13 protein-coding genes are annotated in these 17,419 nt (G+C 70.4%); 11 read left to right on the top strand and 2 right to left on the bottom strand.

All coding sequences use genetic code 11. The annotated features are described in order from the left end of the window. Positions 1–15: 15 nt before the first annotated feature. Entirely contained in the window at positions 16–1,896 is a 1,881-nt protein-coding gene (locus Manayef4_RS16265; RefSeq protein WP_070132146.1) for a chloride channel protein, read from the bottom strand. Between the two features lie 80 nt (positions 1,897–1,976). On the opposite strand from Manayef4_RS16265, the gene Manayef4_RS16270 reads away from it, so the two are divergent. The 4 genes from Manayef4_RS16270 to Manayef4_RS16285 all read left to right on the top strand — a co-directional run bounded on the left by Manayef4_RS16270 (position 1,977) and on the right by Manayef4_RS16285 (position 6,102). Then, a complete protein-coding gene (locus tag Manayef4_RS16270; RefSeq protein WP_070132147.1) occupies positions 1,977–2,513 on the top strand; it encodes a MarR family transcriptional regulator in 537 nt (178 codons plus the stop codon). A gap of 312 nt (positions 2,514–2,825) precedes the next feature. Further along, entirely contained in the window at positions 2,826–3,566 is a 741-nt protein-coding gene (locus Manayef4_RS16275) for an SCO family protein (RefSeq protein ID WP_011436909.1), read from the top strand. Further along, positions 3,563–4,891, top strand: coding sequence for a Dyp-type peroxidase (locus Manayef4_RS16280; protein ID WP_070132148.1), 1,329 nt, complete (start codon positions 3,563–3,565; stop codon positions 4,889–4,891). Before Manayef4_RS16275 ends, Manayef4_RS16280 begins: the two co-directional genes overlap by 4 nt. A 26-nt stretch (positions 4,892–4,917) precedes the next feature. Then, positions 4,918–6,102, top strand: a complete 1,185-nt coding sequence (locus Manayef4_RS16285; protein ID WP_070132149.1) for a cytochrome c oxidase assembly protein — start codon at positions 4,918–4,920, stop codon at positions 6,100–6,102. Positions 6,103–6,185: 83 nt separating this feature from the next. On the opposite strand, the gene hpnR is transcribed toward Manayef4_RS16285, so the two are convergent. Next, entirely contained in the window at positions 6,186–7,694 is a 1,509-nt protein-coding gene (gene hpnR, locus Manayef4_RS16290; RefSeq protein ID WP_011436906.1) for a hopanoid C-3 methylase HpnR, read from the bottom strand. 414 nt (positions 7,695–8,108) lie between these two features. Here hpnR and Manayef4_RS16295 point away from each other — a divergent pair, with 414 nt between their 5' ends. The 7 genes from Manayef4_RS16295 (at position 8,109) to Manayef4_RS16325 (ending at position 17,280) form a co-directional block, all read left to right on the top strand. Next, positions 8,109–9,908: a thiamine pyrophosphate-requiring protein gene (locus tag Manayef4_RS16295; protein ID WP_011436905.1), complete on the top strand. Its 1,800-nt coding sequence runs from the start codon at positions 8,109–8,111 to the stop codon at positions 9,906–9,908. Positions 9,909–10,178: 270 nt separating this feature from the next. Then, positions 10,179–11,999 (top strand): glycoside hydrolase family 15 protein, encoded by a 1,821-nt coding sequence (locus Manayef4_RS16300; protein WP_070132150.1) that lies wholly within the window; start codon positions 10,179–10,181, stop codon positions 11,997–11,999. A gap of 260 nt (positions 12,000–12,259) precedes the next feature. After that, a complete protein-coding gene (ctaD, locus tag Manayef4_RS16305) occupies positions 12,260–14,026 on the top strand; it encodes a cytochrome c oxidase subunit I (RefSeq protein WP_254665695.1) in 1,767 nt (588 codons plus the stop codon). Next, positions 14,023–14,466, top strand: a complete 444-nt coding sequence (locus Manayef4_RS16310) for a cytochrome c oxidase subunit 4 (RefSeq protein WP_011436902.1) — start codon at positions 14,023–14,025, stop codon at positions 14,464–14,466. The genes ctaD and Manayef4_RS16310 overlap by 4 nt, the downstream gene beginning before the upstream one ends. Before the next feature lie 89 nt (positions 14,467–14,555). Next, the gene (locus Manayef4_RS25070) at positions 14,556–14,732 is read left to right on the top strand and encodes a hypothetical protein (RefSeq protein ID WP_157493468.1); all 177 of its coding nucleotides are present in this window, start codon (positions 14,556–14,558) and stop codon (positions 14,730–14,732) included. Between the two features lie 92 nt (positions 14,733–14,824). Next, positions 14,825–15,676, top strand: coding sequence for a Rieske 2Fe-2S domain-containing protein (locus Manayef4_RS16320; protein WP_023841669.1), 852 nt, complete (start codon positions 14,825–14,827; stop codon positions 15,674–15,676). Beyond that, positions 15,673–17,280 carry a ubiquinol-cytochrome c reductase cytochrome b subunit gene (locus Manayef4_RS16325; protein WP_070132163.1) on the top strand — a complete coding sequence of 536 codons (1,608 nt, stop codon included), beginning with the start codon at positions 15,673–15,675 and terminating at the stop codon, positions 17,278–17,280. The genes Manayef4_RS16320 and Manayef4_RS16325 overlap by 4 nt, the downstream gene beginning before the upstream one ends. Positions 17,281–17,419 lie beyond the last annotated feature (139 nt).

Raw genomic sequence — 17,419 nt, forward strand, 5'->3', positions numbered from 1 at the left:
CCTGGCGGTCGCCAACTATGCGAGTGTCCTGGAGCGTGTGCGATGAGTGATCTCACCGGGAAAAGTGACCTGACCCTGAAGGCGGTGTTCGTCGACGCGTTGGACCGGTTCGGTGCGCGTCCCGCCCGTTTYGGCCGGCGGCGGGTAGACGGCGGCAAGTACCGACTGGTGGGTGACCCATCCCGCGACGGTATGGCCGTCGCTGGTGAGCACGGGCAGGCCCGGGGCGCCGGGGTCGTCGGTGAGCGCATGCAGGGCGGTGGCGACACTGTCGTCGACGGTGAGGGCGGGAGGGCGGACAGCGAGGTCGCCAGCGGCGCGCTGCTCGGCCCGGGCGTCGGTCTCGAGGGCGTGGGTGACGGCCGGTGTGGTGATGATCCCCTGGTAGTGCCCGTGTCCGTCGGTGACGGGGCGGGCGGGGAACGGCGAGCCGGCGAGCAGGGCGGCGACCTCGGAGAGGAGCGCGCCGGCCGGGACCGGCGGGGGCGGTGACCGCATCGCGGCGGTGGCCGGGATGGCCCGCAGGCGGCGCAGGTCGTGGGAGGCGTCGAGGTCGACGCCACGGCGGGTCAGCTTCAGGGTGTAGATGGTGTCGGTGCTCAGGAGCCGGCTGGTCAGGGTGGCGACGACGACGGCGGTCATCAGGGGGAGGATGATCGTGTACTCGCCGGTGAGCTCGAACAGGATGAGCACGGCGGTGATGGGCGCGCGGGCCGCGCCGGCGAAGACGGCACCCATGCCGACCAGGGCGTAGGCCCCGACAGGGGCGATGGTGCCCGGGGCGATATGGTGGGCGAGGGTGCCGAAGGCGGCGCCGGTGGACGCGCCGATGAACAGGGACGGGGCGAAGACGCCGCCGGAGCCGCCGATGCCGATGGTGAGACTCGTGGCCACGATCTTCCCGCCGATGAGGACGAGCAGGAACCACAGGGCGTACCCGCCGTGAACGGTGTGTTCGAGGACCGGGTAGCCGACGCCATACATCTGGGGCAGGGCGAGCAGGACGGTGCCGAGGAGCAGGCCGCCGACAGCGGGGCGTAGCCATTCGGGGCCGCRCCAGGCCCAGTCGCAGAGGTCCTCGATGAGATAGAGCAGGCGGGTGAACAGCACGCCGGTTAGGCCGGCCACCACGCCGAGCAGGATGAACAGGGGGTATTCGCCCTGGCTGTGAAGGGCGAAGGTGGGCAGGCTGAGAAAGGGAGTGTCACCGAAGGCGGCGCGCCCGATGACGCTGGCGGTGACGGCGGCCAGCACGACGACGCCGAAGGCCTCGGCGGTGAAGGTCCGCAGGATCACCTCCAGGGCGAACAGGACGCCGGCGACGGGGGCGTTGAAGGTGGCGGCGATGCCGCCGGCGGCGCCGCAGGCGACGAGGATCGGCAGCCGGCGGCCCGGCACGCGCAGGAGCTGGCCGAGAGCCGACCCGAGGGACGCGCCGATCTGCACGATCGGGCCTTCCCGGYCGACCGACCCTCCGGCACCGATGCACAACGCCGAGGCCAGTGACTTCACCGCCGAGACGCGGGGGGAGATGCGGCCGTCGCGTTCGGCGACGGCGGACATCACTTCGGGGACTCCGTGGCCGCGGGCCTCCCGGGCGAACCGGTGGATGAGCGGTCCGTAGACCAAGCCTCCGATCACCGGGACGGCCAGCAGGAACCAGAAACCCAGGTCCGGGATGTGGGGGTTGGGCAGCCGTCCGCCGACCGAGCAGTCCGCCCGGCCGCAGAACACCTCTGTGAAGAGGTTGATCAGCCCGCGGAAGGCGACCGCGCCGAGCCCGACCCCCGCGCCGATCACGACGGCCAGGGCCGCGAGGACGGCGCCGGCTCGGTGCTGGTAGATCTCCGGACGGGCTGCCCATCGGGTGGAGATCCCGCGTGACGTCACCGGCATGTTTGCACCATACAACTGTTGCTTTGTGCTTGTCATGATCCGGTCCGAGTAGAGATCGCGTTGCGCGGTAAAACGGTGACATGGCATGCCCGCCGGATGGCTCCGCCCTGCCGCCCTCGGTTCCCGACCCCGCGGGAGTGCCGGGCGTGGACGTCGACKAGGTCACCGATGCGGTCCTGACGGCATCCCGGCTGCTGGTGGCGGTGTCGGCCCGCTCGATCGCCGCCGTCGGCGAGGATGTCACCCTGCCGCAGTTCCGGATGCTCGTCGTGCTCGCCGGGCGTGGACCGCAACGCGCCGGGGAGCTCGCCGAGTCGCTTGACGTGCACCCCTCCACGGCCACCCGGATGGCCGACCGGCTCGTCGTTGCCGGGCTGATCCTCCGAGTCGGCAACCCGCGTAACCGGCGGGAGGTCATCGTCGAGCTGACCGGGCCGGGCCGGCGCCTCGTCGACGAGGTCACCGCCCGGCGCCGGGCCGAGATCGCGACGATCGTCGCCCGGCTCGCTCCGGACGTGCGGGGCAGCCTGGTCGGCGCGTTGCGCGCCTTCGCGGACGCCGGCGGCGAACCGGCGGCGATATCCGGTCGGGACGCCTCGGCCCTCGGCTGGACCTGACCGGCCTTCGCGGGTGGCCGACAAAATCTTCGACCCAAATCTTCGACGTCACGTAGAACATTCGGTCGGGAAGGCTCCTACACTCTGACGGCATGGAGGCGTCCGCCGGAGCGGGGGCACGCGTGATGCGAACAACCGTGTTCGCCGGCACATGCGTGGCCCTCTCCGCGCTTGCCCATCTCGCCGGGCACGGTTCCGCCCCGGCCGGGCCGGGTGGAGATCCCCTGGGGTATCTCATCCGAATCATCGCCGAAAGTGACGGGTTCGCGTCACACCRTGTCGCCGGGGTGGTACCCAGTCTGGAGTTCTCCCATGCCCTACATGCCGGCGCCTCGCGCCACCCGGTTCCGCCGTGGCCTGTCCACCCCCGCCGGGACCGACCGCCCGTTCCTTCCTCCCGGCCGGACATTCCTCGTTCCCGTCCTCCCCCTCGTCCTTCTCGTCGCTCTCGTAGCGATCTCCAGCTGTTCCTCGGGAGGCTCCTCGGCGGGCCCGTTGGTGCGCGGCGCATCCACGTCACCGAGCGCGGGGATCCGCGGCACCACGCTCGGCGCACCGATCGCGATGCCGGACCTGCGTCTGACGGACACCGCCGGGCGGCCCTACGACCTGCGCCCGCATGCCGCGGGCCGGCTCACCCTGCTGTTCTTCGGCTACACCCACTGCCCGGACATCTGCCCGACGACGATGGCCGATCTCGCCGCCGCGTTGACGCAGGTCTCCCCGGCCGTGCGCCGGCAGACGAGCGTCGTGTTCGTCACCTCGGACCCGGCGCGGGACACCCCGCCGGTGATCCGCCACTGGCTGGACATGTTCGACCACACCTTCGTCGGCCTGACCGGTGACGTGAAGACCATCGACACCGCCGCGCGCAGCGTCGGGGTGCCGCTGGAGCCGCCGCGACGGCAGGCCGACGGGAGCTACACCGTGGACCACGGTGCTCAGGTCCTGGCATTCACGCCGAAGGGCCAGGCGCGTGTCGTCTACCTCGCCGGCACCCCGGTGGCCGACTACGCCCATGACCTCCCGCTGCTCCTGCGGGGCGACGCGTGACCGGCGACGCGCCGACCGACGTGCCGACCGGAAGCCCGGGAGCCGCGCCGGTCGACGAGCGCGGACGGCCGGGGCCGGACCGCCGTCGGCTGCTGGGCGGCGCCGGGCTGCTCGGCCTCGGTGGCGGAGTCGTCCTCGGCACGGGGGTCGCCCTGGGCACGCAACGCCTGCTACCGGACCGGCCGAACCCGGTCGAGGCGGCTCGCCGCGCCGCGGTGGCCGCCGTGGCCGGTGACGGCCGTCACCAGCCCGGGATCGCCGAACGGGCCCCCGCGCATCTGATCTTCACCGCCTACGACCTGATCTCGACCGAGCCGACGGCGGTCCGATCCGCCCTCGCCGCGCTGCTGCGGACCTGGACGTCGGCCTCGGCGGTGTTGATGCGCGGCGAACCGACCGCCGGCGCCGAGCGGGACACGGCGGGGCTCGGGCCGGCCGCCTTGACGGTCACCGTCGGGCTCGGCGCGTCAGCGTTGCGCCGCGCCGGCCTCGACACGCGGATTCCCGGTCCGCTCGCGGACATCCCTGCCCTGCCCGGCGACCGGATCGACGCGGCCCGTGGCGGCGGGGACCTCGCCGTGCAGGTCTGCGCGGAGGACCCGATGGTCGCTTACTCGGCGGCCCGCCAACTGCGTCGCATCGCCGCTGCGTACGTCCAGCCCCGCTGGGTGCAGCGAGGGTTCCAGCGCACCGCGGCCGGTGCCGCCGACCCCGATGCCACCCCGCGTAACCTGATGGGGCAGGTCGACGGCACCGACAATCCCCGGCCGGGCACGGCACAGTTCGACCTCGCGGTGTGGGCCGCCGACGGGCCGGCATGGATGCGAGGCGGGACCTACGTCGTCTGCCGGCGGATCCGCATGCTGCTCGACAGCTGGGACCGGCTGACCGAGGCGGCGCAGAGCGAGGTCATCGGCCGGCGCAAGTCCRATGGCGCACCGCTGTCCGCCCCGCCCGCCGACCAGGGCGGGGGCGAGACGACAGCGCCGGACTTCGCCGCCCGCACTGCCGACGGCCGGCCCGCGATCGCCGTCAACGCCCACATCCGACTGGCCCATCCGCAGTTCCACGGCGGCGTCGCGATGTTCCGCCGCGGCTACTCCTACGACGACGGCCTCGACGCCACCGGTGAACCGGACGCGGGGCTGTTCTTCCAAGCCTACCAGGCCGACCCACGTACCGCCTTCGTTCCCGTCCAGCGCGCCCTCGCCGCCTCCGACGCGTTGAGCACCTTCATCCGGCATACCTCCAACGCCCTGTTCGCCATCCCACCCGCCCCGCCGCCGGGCGGCTTCCTCGCTCAGCAGCTCCTCGATGGCGCATGAGCGCACCCCGACCTCGCGGAGACACCATGACCCGGGACACCTCATCTCTGATCGATCTCGGCGAGCGCGGAAGGCGTGGGCGCCGTGCCCGGGTCGCGCTGGCCGCTGTCACTGTCATGGCGGGGGCGGCGGCCGCGGCCACCTGGTGGACCCGCCGCCAGCCGACGACACCCCTGTTGCCGGTTTCGTGGTGCCGCTGGGGCCAGGGCGACGGGCCGCCCCCGCTGACCCCGGCGCGTCTGGTGGACACCTGGCAGCTTGACGCGGCCGCGCTCGCCTTCCTCGTGCCGGTCACTGTCCTGTACCTGTGGGGCGTCGCCCGGGTCCGCGCCCGCCATCCCGCGCGGTCCTGGCCCTGGCCCCGCACCTGCGCCCACCTCGCCAGTGTCGCGGTGGTGGTCCTCGCGACGAGCAGCGCCGTCGGCGTCTACGATGAAGCGCTGTTCAGCATGCACATGGTCCAGCATCTGATGCTGATCATGGTGGCRCCACCGCTGTTCGTCGCGGGCCGGCCCCTCATCCTCCTGCTGCACGCTGTCGGCAACCCCCTGCACACCAGGGTCCGTAAGATGATCCGCTCATGGCCGGTCAGCGTCCTGGTCTCCCCGCCCGCCGCCCTCGCCGGCTACGCCATCACGATCATCGGAACCCACCTCACCGGCTTCATGAACGAGGCGATGGCCCGGCCCTGGCTCGGCCAGCTCGAACACGTTCTCTACCTCGCTGCCGGCTACCAGTTCTTCGTGCTGCTCGTCGGCGACGAACCGATCCGCTGGCGGTTGTCCATGCCCGGCCGGCTCGCGCTCGTCATCCTGTCCATGGGCGTCGACACCCTCGTCGGCGTCGTCCTGCTACAGTCCCGCACCCCGATTGCCATGGCACCGCACACCTGGGGCAGCAGCCCCCTGCTGGACACTCAGACCGGCGGCGCTATCATGTGGGTCGTCGGTGACGGGATCATGGTTGTGCTCATCGTGCTGCTGTTTCGGGTATGGACGCGTAAACCCGAGCCGGTGCGCCGGGCCCGTTCGAGCTGGCTGGAACGGGCCCGTACCGCGACCTTTGCCACCCACACCGGCCACGAACCCGCCCCCACCACCATGGTGGTCGCCAGACCGGCCGCCCGGGCGCGATCCGTCGACCTCGACGAWGATGAGGCGAGCTGGCGGGCGTACAATGACTGGCTCGCTCGCCTGGACACGACCCGTTGACCTGGGCGGGCACGACCGTTGACCGGTGCGACCGCGGTAGCCGAGACCGTGGCAGCCTCAGCGGCAGGACCGCCTCCCGGTCGTCATGGATCGGTCCTCTCCCGTTCCCTGCTCGCCACTGGGTGGCGAGCGGCGGGCTGATGGACGTACAGCTCGCGCCGCCGCGGGGTCATGGCCGCGGGGACGGGCTCCGGCAGCCGGTAGCGGGCGGGATGCTGGTGCTCGGCGTACAGCCGGCCGGCATTGTAGACCCGGGGGAATTTCCAGAGCATCCGTGGGAAGTTCGTCTGGCCACGCGCCAGGTTCGCGGCGACGATCCGGGCGGTCGCGGCAAGCGCCTTCGCGCCCAGGTGTTTGCGGTTGAGGACCGCCTGGGTGGCGACGAGCTCGCGGTAGAAGCGGTCGAGGGGGAGCCGGGTKGGGACGACGGCGTGCTGGATGTCGAACAGCCGGTAGTCCAGGGTGGTGAGCCGCCGGGACTGGGTGTGCCAGATCTCCGTACCCGGATAGGGGGTGCACACCGTGAGATGCACGATTTCCGGCACCGACAACGCCCATTCGCGGACGAGACGGAACTGCTTCTCGTCCCAGTCCGGGTCGGCGATGAGGTTCACCGCGACCGTGATGCCGATCTTTCGGGCAACTTCGAGGGCGCGGATGTTCTCGTCCGGGGAGATCCGCTTGTGGTAGAGGTCCAAGCCGTCCGCGTCGAGGGCTTCCATGCCCAGAAACATGTATTCGAGGCCGAGGCGGCGCCAGCGCTCGAACACCTCGGGATGGCGCAGCAGGACGTCGCTACGGGTTTCCAGATAGTACCGTTTGCGAATCCCTCGGCGTTCGACCTGATCGGCGATGGCCATGCCGTGTTCAGGCCTGATGAAGGCGACGTCATCGACGATGAAGACGTTCGGTTCCCGGATGGCGGACAGTTCCTCGCCGGCCGCGTCCGGGGAGAGGCGGCGGTAGCTGCGGCCGTAGAAGGTCCAGGCGCTGCAGAAGGAGCAGTCCCATGGGCAGCCGCGAGTGAACTCGACCGAGGCGCACGGGTCCAGTTCCCCGATGAAGTAGCGGCGGCGGTGGGCCAGCAGATGGCGGGCCGGTAGCGGCTCGTCGAGGCCGGGTAGCAGGGCCGGGGTCGGGCCCGCCCCGTCGGCGGTGACCGCGCCCGGGACGTCCGCGAGACGGGCGCGGTCGGCTTCGAGGATGCGTGGGGCGACCACTTCGCCCTCGCCGCGCGCGACCACATCGAGTGCGCCGTCGCACTGCTTCAGCAGGTGCTCGGCGATGAAGGAGACGCTGTGGCCGCCGGCCACGACCAGGCAGTCGGGCAGTTCCCGCTTCGCCCGGTGCGCGAACTCGATGACCTCGGGGACGTTCGCGAGATAGTTCACCCCGAACATCACCGCGTCGGGACGGCACTTTCGCAGGTGGCGCGCGTAGGCGGCCGGTTTCTCCACCTGAAGATCGAGCATGCTCACCTCGTGGCCCGCGGCGAGCAGCGCGGCCGCCACCCGTTCCAGCCCCAGCGGTTCGAGCCGTAGGAAGATCTTCGAGTACATCAGCGCGCTGGGATGAACCAGCAGGACACGCATGTTGCTCCTCTCGCCTGTTCGGGGACGGATCTAGGTGTTCGAGGGCGGGCCTGGGCGGATCGGACTGATGCGGACTGATGCGGTCCCGCCCCGAACGTGCGTGCCGGGGACCCTGCGTGCCGGGTACTGCCCGTGGGTCRCCCGTGGGTCGCTCTCCGCCCGGGCGCCGACTCCGCGTCGCCTGTCATCTTCCTGTTCCTGCCCCGGGATGYCGGCATGACTCGGGAACGAACCTTACATTCGGCTGACAATGACGTCGGTGCGTCGGGCGACGGTCCTTCAACGGCACGAGAGACCGGCCGGGACCGGCCGCGACGAACGGGTTTGACGGTGGCGTGCACCGTCCATACCCAGACTCACGGTGCTGGTGCGAGCGGCGGTCGGCTGATCGATGGGTGGGAGGGAAGCGCAGCTATGTCACAGGTCGCGGACTATGTCCTGCAGCGGTTGACCGGCTGGGGTGTTCACCGCATATTCGGCTATCCCGGGGACGGCATCAACGGCTTCCTCGGGGCTTTCGACCGGGCCGGCGGTGATCCTGGGTTCCTGCAGACCCGGCACGAGGAGATGGCGGCGTTCATGGCCTGCGCGCACGCCAAGTTCACCGGTGAGGTAGGCGCGTGTGTCGCGACCTCCGGCCCGGGGGCGATCCATCTGCTCAACGGTCTCTACGACGCCCGGCTCGACCATCAGCCGGTGCTGGCGATCGTCGGCCAGCAGCGGCGGACCTCCCTCGGCGCCCACTACCAGCAGGAAATCGATCTGATCTCGCTGTTCAAGGACGTCACCGAGTACGTGCAGTACTGCATGGCCCCGCCCAGCGCCCGTCATCTCGTCGATCGGGCGATGAAGACAGCGCTGTCCAGYCGGGCGCCGGTCTGCCTGATCTTCCCGGAGGATGTCCAGGAGGAGAAGTACACCGAGCCTCCGCATGAGCACGGGGCGGTGCGGACCAGCATTGGCTGGACGAAACCACGCATCCTGCCGGATCCGGACGAGGTGCGCCGCGCCGCCGCCGTRCTGAATCGGGGCCGCCGGGTGGCGATGTTGATCGGGCAAGGGGCGGCCGGMGCCCGCGAGGAGGTGACGGAGGCCGCCGACCTGCTCGGCGCGGGTGTCGCCAAGGCCCTGCTCGGCAAGGATGCGCTCCCCGATACCCTGCCGTTCGTGACCGGCCCCATCGGGCTGCTCGGCAGCGAAGCCAGCCACAAGATGGTGATGGGCGCCGACACGCTCCTCCTGGTCGGGACGAGCTTCCCCTACTCGGAGTGGCTGCCGCGGGAGGGCCAGGCCGCCGGCGTCCAGATCGATATCGACGGCCGGATGATCGGTATTCGTTATCCGATGGATGTTCATCTCGTCGGCGACGCGGCCGAGACGCTGCGCCAGTTGATTCCCCTGCTCATCCGCAAGGAGGACCGTTCCTGGCGGCGGTTCATCGAACGGGAGGTGGCGACCTGGCAGCGGGTGCTGGCGGACCGGGCCAGGCTGCGGGCGGATCCGATGAACCCGCAGATCGTCGCGTACGAGTTGGACAAGCGACTGCCCGATAACGCGATCCTCACCGCGGACTCCGGGTCGGCGACCACCTGGTGGGCCCGTTACCTGCGCATCCGTGGGGACATGAAGGCGTCGTTGTCGGGAACCCTGGCGACCATGCTGCCCGGAGTGCCCTACGCGGTGGCGGCGAAGCTGGCCTATCCGGAACGACCGGTGATCGCGTTCGTCGGCGACGGGGCGTTCTCGATGCTGGGCATGAACGAGCTGTTCACGGTCAAGCGGTACTGGGAGAGGATGAACACCGATCCGCGGCTGGTGTTCACCGTGTTCGTGAACGAGGACCTCAACCAGGTCTCCTACGAGCAGCGGGTGATGGCGGGTGATCGGATCAATGTCGAGACGCAGAAGATCCCGTATGTGCCGGCGGCGGATTTCGCCCGGCTCCTCGGTTTCACCGGGATCCGCTGCGACTCGCCGGACAAGATCGGTGCCGCGTGGGAACAGGCGCTGGCTGCGGACCGGCCGGTTGTGCTTGAGGTCGTTGTCGACGCGAAGGTGCCGCCGCTGCCGCCGCACGTCCGGCCCGAGCAGATGCGCAAGACCGCCCGGGCGTTCCTGCAGGGCGACCCAGAGGCCGTCGGCATCGCCGTGCAGGGCTTCAAGGGCAAGTGGCAGGAGGCGAGGGAGCACCTCCCGCACGCCGCCCGCAGGTAGTTTCCCCACCTGCGATCTGCCCGTTCCCGCCACCCCGCCCGGGGAGGCCATCCCCTACCTCGGGCCCCTACCTCGGGAGGTAGCCGCTGTGCCGGCGATCGAGCGCCTGGGCATCGCGGCCTGTGCCGTGCCGAGGTGCCGTGTCGGCAGCTGTCGTGCCGGCAGCGGAACCCCTACGTCGTGCCGACAGCCGAGGGAGTGACAGCCCGGTCCGGGGAGTGGCGGGGCAGGGAAGGGGGTGGGCATGCCGGATGTGGAGGGCACGCGCCGATGACAGCGGAGCGGAGCGAGCGGGACGATAATCCGGGGCTGGTGCCGACGCTGCGTGAGTTCGCCCTGCTCGCGGACGGGGAACGGGGTGCGCTGATCGGCCCGGACGGCCGCGTGTGTTGGATGTGCGTGCCCTCGTGGGCGGACGACGCGGTGTTCTCGACGCTGATCGGTGGCGCCGGCTCCTACTCGGTGACTCCGGCGACCGCCTTCACCTGGGGCGGTTACTACGAGGACCGGTCGTTGATCTGGCACAGCCGGTGGGTGACGCGGGCGGGYGTGGCGGAGTGCCGGGAGGCTCTCGCCCTCCCCGGGCGGCGGCACCGTGCGGTGCTGCTGCGCCGGATTCTCGGGGTCGAGGGGACCGTGCCGGTGCGGGTGACGCTGGATCCGCGTCCCGGGTTCGGCCGGCGGGCGGTGGCGGGGCTGCGGCAAGACGGGCTGGACGGGCTGGACGGGCCGGACGGGGTGGAGGCCTGGTGCGGGCGAGTCGGCGAGCTGGAGCTGCGCTGGTCGGGACGGCTCGCGGCGGTCGCCCGGATCGACCATGATGCGGGCGGTGGCAGTCTCGTCGCGGAGYGCCTGGTGCGGGCCGGCGACTGTCTCGATCTTGTGCTGGAGCTCGGTGAGCTGCCGGCGGACCGTCCGGTCCCGGACGTGCTGTGGGCCGAGACGAAGCGGGCCTGGCGGTCCGCGGTACCGGAGCTGTCGAGCCTGGCCGGTGTCCGCGACGCTCAGCACGCGGTCGCGGTGCTGCGCGGGCTGACCGGCGGCGGGCACGGGATGGTGGCCGCGGCCAGCACCTCCCTGCCCGAGCGGGCCCGTCAGGGCCGCGACTACGACTATCGGTATGTCTGGATCCGAGATCAGTGCTACGCGGGGCTGGCGGCCGCGCGGGCCGGCCTCGACGGGCTGCTCGACGACGCCGTCACGTTCGTCACCGAACGGCTGTTGGCGGACGGCCCGAACCTGCGTCCGGCCTACACCGCCCGCGGTGGCCCGATCCCGGACGAGCGCCGACTCGATCTGCCGGGGTACCCCGGCGGCGACGACGTGGTCGGGAACAAGGTCGGCCACCAGTTCCAGCTGGACGTCTTCGGGGAGGCGGCGCTGCTGCTGGCGGCCGCGGCGCGGCGGGGCCGGCTGACCGATGACGCCCGGCGGGCCGCGGCGGTGACCGCCGGGGTGATCGCGGCACGCTGGCGGATCCCGGACACAGGGGTCTGGGAGCTGGAGCCGCGGCACTGGACGCACAGCCGGTTGACCTGCGCGGCAGGGCTGCTCGCCTTGGCCGGCGTGGACGGCGCCGGGGTGGGGGAGGCCGACGGCTGGCGGGCGCTGGCAAGGCGGCTGCTCAGCGCCGCCCGCGAGGAGATGCGGCATTCGAGCGGGCGCTGGCAGCGGGCGACCGACGACCCGCGGGTGGACGCGGCGCTGCTGCTGCCCGCGGTGCGGGGAGCGGTCGACGTCCGCGACCCGGTGTCGGTGGCGACGCTGCGGGCGGTGGCCGAGCAGCTGACCGACGACGGCTACGTCTACCGATTCGATCATGCCGGGATCCGGCTCGGGGTGGCCGAAGGGGCCTTCCTGCTGTGCGGCTTCTGGCTGGCGCTGGCCTACCACCGTGCCGGCCGGCACGATCAGGCCCGGCGGTACTTCGAGCGTGGCCGCGCCGCCTGCGGGCCGCCCGGCATCTACGCCGAGGAGTTCGATGTCACTCAGCGCCAGCTGCRTGGCAACATTCCCCAGGCGTTCGTCCATGCCCTGGTTCTGGAGACTGCCGCCACCCTCCGACCCCTCGACGGCACCGACCCGGGATGAGGCGTCTCGGTCACGGCCCGGCGGCGGTCGCGGATCTGTGGGGAGTGGATTTTCCGGTGGCCGGGCGTTTCAACGCGGCGGAGGTTGGTAGAGACGTGATGCACTGCCGGTACATCCATACGCCGACGAGCGGGTGAGCCATTCGTAGCGGGTGATCCTGGCGGCATGTCCGGTTGTCGAGACCGCCCGTTTTCGCTGGCTTGAATAGTATGCGAGGAGGAACTCGTGCCCGACGTGGCCGTGTCTGGTCGGATGGCCCGATGACGGTCGAGGTCCGTCCTTTTCCRCCGAGTGTCGGGGAGCAGCGAGGGGAGCCGCCGAYGGCCCTGGACATCCTCGGTACGACCGATCACAAGTCGATCGGTCTGATGTATCTGGTGACCTCGTTCGGGTTCTTCCTATTCGCCGGGATCCTCGCGATGCTAATGCGGGGGGAACTGGCCCGGCCCGGTCTACAGATCGTCTCGARCGAGCGGTACAACCAGTTTTTTACGATCCACGGCACGGTGATGATGCTGTTGTTCGCGACCCCGCTGTTCTCCGCGTTCGCGAACTATCTTGTCCCGTTGCAGATCGGGGCGCCTGACATCGCCTTCCCCCGGTTGAACGCCTTGGGCTACTGGCTGTATCTGGTCGGCGGTCTGATCGTCGTCTCCGGGTTCCTGACCCGGGGCGGGGCGGCGGACTTCGGCTGGTTCGCGTACTCCCCGTTGACCTCGGCGCAGTACTCGCCGCACCTCGGCGGTGATCTGTGGGCGGTGGGCCTGGTGATGTCCGGGCTGAGCACCGTGCTGGCGAGCGTCAACTTCATCACCACGATCATCACGCTGCGCGCGCCGGGCATGCTCCTGTTCCGAATGCCGATCTTCACCTGGAACGTGCTGATTACGTCGGTGCTGGCGCTGCTCGCGTTCCCGGTACTCACCGCGGCCCTGCTGGCGCTGGAGGCCGATCGCCGGTTCGGCGCCCACGTGTACGACGCGAGCAACGGAGGAGCGATCCTCTGGCAGCACCTTTTCTGGTTCTTCGGTCATCCCGAGGTCTACATCGTCGCGCTGCCCTTCTTCGRCATCGTCACGGAGATCCTGCCGGTGTTCAGCCGTAAACCGATTTTCGGGTACCGGGGKTTGGTCTTCGCGACCGTGGGAATCGGCGCGCTGTCGATGGCGGTGTGGGYGCACCACATGTTCGCGACCGGTGCCGTGCTGCTGCCGTTCTTCTCTCTGCTGTCCTTTCTGATCGCCGTCCCGACCGGGGTGAAGTTCTTCAACTGGATCGGCACCATGTGGCGCGGAACGATCATCCTGAACACGCCAATGCTGTTCTCGATCGGATTCCTTATCACCTTCCTGTTCGGTGGGCTGACCGGGGTCACCCTGGCCAGCCCACCCATCGACTTTCACGTCACCGACAGCTATTACGTCGTGGGTCATCTGCACTATGTCCTGTTCGGGACAATCGTCTTCTCCGCGTTCGCCGGTGTGTACTTCTGGTTCCCCAAGGTGACGGGAAGGTTCCTGAACGAGAAGTTGGGGAAGCTGCACTTCTGGAGTCTTCTCGTCGGTTTCCACGTGACGTTTCTGCCGATGCACTGGCTGGGTGTCAGGGGAATGCCGCGGCGGGTCGCCGACTACCTGCCCACCGACGGTTTCACCACGCTGAACACGATCGAGAGTGCCGGCTCCTTCCTGCTCGGCCTGTCCACCCTACCGTTTCTGTACAATGTTTGGCGGTCGCTGCGGCATGGTGACCCGGCGACCAGTGGTGACGCCTGGGGCTACGGGAACTCGTTGGAATGGGCGACGTCCTGCCCACCACCGAAGCACAACTTTCACCAGATACCCCGTATCCGATCCGAGCGGCCGGCCTTCGACCTGAACCACCCCCGGCAGGGGCCGGAGGGGCGGGAAGGTCGCCAGCGGCAGCCGCGCCGGGTCGACCAGAGGCACCGGCGCGAGCTGGCCTCCGTCGAGGGGGAGACGGCCTCGCGGCGTGATACCGCGGTGGACCCGGACGCGGCCGGGTGATTACCTCCGCCCGGCTGTTCGCCGTTCTGGCTCTGTTCTTCCTGGTCACCGGCGGGGTGTACCTGTTCACCGGACATGACCCGGCAGGTGCGGCCGCGCTCATCTTCAGCATGGTGATGAGCCTGTTGGTCGCTGGATTCCTCTGGTACACCGGCCGGCGCAGCCGCCTGCCCGCCGACGACAGCCAGATCGAGATCCCCGAGGGGGCCGGTGACATCGGCTTCTTCAGCCCGTTCAGCTACTGGCCGGCGGCGATTGCGGTCAGTTTCGGGCTGCTCCTGCTGGGGCCGATCATCAGCTACTGGCTGCTGTTCATCGGTGGCGTGCTGACCGCGATCACCATCGTGGGCCTGGTGTTCCAGCACGAATCCACCGATGAGAAGAACTCGCAGGACGCCGCCCGGGGTCACGGCACCTCCGCACCGGGCGAGGGCCGGTGATGGTCGATACAGGGGCGCCGGTGAAGGCCGGTGAAGGCCGGTGGGGGCCGCCACGGCGGCGTACGGCGATGAGCCCGAAGGAGGAGTATATGATCTTTCCACGCGGTCTGGCGATCTCTGCGGCGTTCGCGACGCTTGCCGGTGCGCTGTTCGCTGTCGATGCCGTGGTCGTGACGAGCCGGGCACTGGGTGACACCCTCGTGCTCGCCGGCGCCGTGTTCGCCTTCGGGGGCGTGATGGCACTGCTTCCGCGGGGACGGCGTTGACTCCGGCGGGCTCCGCCGACGCGGAGCGACCGCAGCGACCGCAGCGACCGGCTGGACCAGACGGGGCAGCCCGGCCCGGCGGGCCCGGGGGCGTGGCGGGGATAGCGGCCTGCCTGTCGCTCTCGCTCGTCGGCGCGGTGGCGTTCGCGGTGGTGAACTTCACCGGCCGGACGGGCACCGTCGGCTACAACGCGCTGCTCGGTCTCTCCCTGGGGTTGGCCATCATCGCCGCCGGCATCGGCGCGGTGCTGTGGGACAAGCGTCTCATCCCCCAGGAGGAGGCGGTCGAGGAACGTCACCCCATGGTCTCGCCGGGCGCCGAGGAGGCGGCCACCCAGCAGACCGTGGACCGGGTCGTGGCCGAGACAGGGCTGCGCCAGTTGCCGGTGCTGCGCCGGCTCGTGCTCGCCATGCTCGGCGGTTTCGGGGTGATAGCCGTGGTGCCGCTGCTCAACCTGGTCAGGCGGGCCCCGCATCGGGACCTGTTCACCACCCGCTGGTCACCCGGGGCGCGGCTGGTGACGCCGGAGGGCCGGCCGGTGCGCCTTGGCGACCTGGCGATCGGCGGCATCCTCACCGTGCTGCCTGAGGGGCATCTCGGCCTCGACGCCCAGGCGGACAGCGCGGCGCTGCTGATCAGGCTGCCCCCGGGACTGGCCACCCCGCCCCGGCAGGCCGCGGCCGGGTACGACAACCACGTCGCGTTCTCGAAGATCTGCACCCATGCGGGCTGCCCGGTGAGCATGTACATGAGCCAGCCGCATCAGCTCCAGTGCCCGTGCCACCAGTCGGTCTTCGACATGACCGACCTGGCCAGGCCGATCTTCGGCCCGGCGACCCGTGCCCTGCCCCAGCTGCCCGTCACGGTCGACGCCGATGGGTGTTTCCGAGCCCGGTCGGATTTCCCCGAACCGGTCGGGCCCGGCTTCTGGAGCCGCTCATGACCGCCACCACCGGCTCCGGGACCTCCACGCGGCGCGCGGACCGTCCCGGGCGGGAATCGCCGGGCCCCGGGCGGGAATCGCCGGTGACCGCTGCCGGTCACAAGGCGGTCGGATTCATCGACCGGCGCCTGGGCAGCGCGAGGTTCCTGCGCAGCGTGATGAACAAGGTCTTCCCCGACCACTGGTCCTTCATGATCGGCGAGATCGCGCTCTACAGCTTCGGCGTGCTCGTGGCCACCGGGGTCTACCTGACGTTCTTCTTCGAACCCAGCGAGCAGCAGACCGTCTACGACGGCTCCTACGTGCCGCTGCGCGGGGTGACGATGAGCCGTGCCTACGCCTCGACCCTCGACATCTCCTTCGACGTCCGCGCCGGCCTGGTCATCCGCCAGATCCACCACTGGGCGGCGCTGCTGTTCGTCGCGGCGATCATCGTGCACCTGTGCCGGATCTTCTTCACCGGCGCCTTCCGTCGCCCCCGGGAGATCAACTGGCTGATCGGGGTGAGCCTGCTGCTGCTCGYCATCGCCGAGGGCTTCGCCGGCTACTCCCTGCCCGACGACCTGCTGTCCGGGACCGGGGTGCGTATCGCCTACGCGATCGCCGAGTCCATCCCCGTCGTGGGAACCTGGATCGCCTGGGGCTTCTGGGGTGGCGAGTTCCCCGGCACGCACTTCATCACCCGGCTCTACGTGGTGCACATCCTGCTCGTCCCGGGTCTCCTCCTCGCGCTGATCGGCGCCCACCTGGGGATCCTGTGGCACCAGAAGCACACCCAGTTCCCCGGCCCTGGCCGGACGGAGGACAACGTTGTYGGTAGCCGGCTGTTCCCCGGCTACGCCGCCAAGTCGGTCGGTTTCCTGCTCATCACCGCCGGCCTGCTCGCGGTGCTCGGCGGCGTCGCGCAGATCAACCCGGTCTGGGCCTACGGCCCGTACACCCCCATGGACGTCTCCTCGCTGGCGCAGCCGGACTGGTACGTCGGGTTCCTCGAGGGCTCGCTGCGGCTGTTCCTGCCCTGGGAGTACCGGGGCCTCGGCCACGACGTCCCGCCCGTACTCTGGCCGGGGGTGGTCCTGCCGGGAGTGCTGTTCGGCCTGCTCGCGGCCTACCCGTTCCTGGAGGCGCTGGTCACCCGGGATCATGATCAGCACAACCTGCTGCAACGCCCCCGCCATCACCCCGACCGCACCGCGTTCGGGGTGATGGCGCTGACCTTCTACGGCGTCCTGCTGCTTGCCGGCGGCGACGACGTGTTCGCCCTCGTCCTGCACCTGTCCCTCAACGCCGTCGTCTGGGCCGGCCGCATCGGCCTGCTGGTGCTRCCACCCTTCGCCTTCTATGCCACCCGCAGGCTCTGCCGCGCCGCTGCCGCCCGCGAACGCCGGCAGGCGGCCGCTCCCGAAGAGACCGGCTGGATCCGCCTCGAACCCGCCGGCCGGTACACCGAGGTCGAACTGCCGAAACCCTCGGCCCCGGCACCCGCCCTCGCCGCCGCCGAGCGAGTCCCACCCGCCATCGAAGGCCCCACCAGTCGCCGCCAGCGCGGGCAGGCCCGCCTCCGTCGCGCCGTCGTCGGCTTCTTCACCCGTCCCCGCGCCTAGCATTCGGCCGGCGGGGGCCCATAATGGGTATTCCCGGAACGCAAGCATCAGCCAACAGGCGACCACCATTTGAACGGCGCGCCGAGAGGATCAACTCGCCTGGCCCAACCAATAAAAACTTGGCGCGGGCTCGGAGAGC

The organism is Frankia sp. CgMI4 (assembly GCF_001756285.1).
GTDB lineage: Bacteria > Actinomycetota > Actinomycetes > Frankiales > Frankiaceae > Frankia > Frankia casuarinae.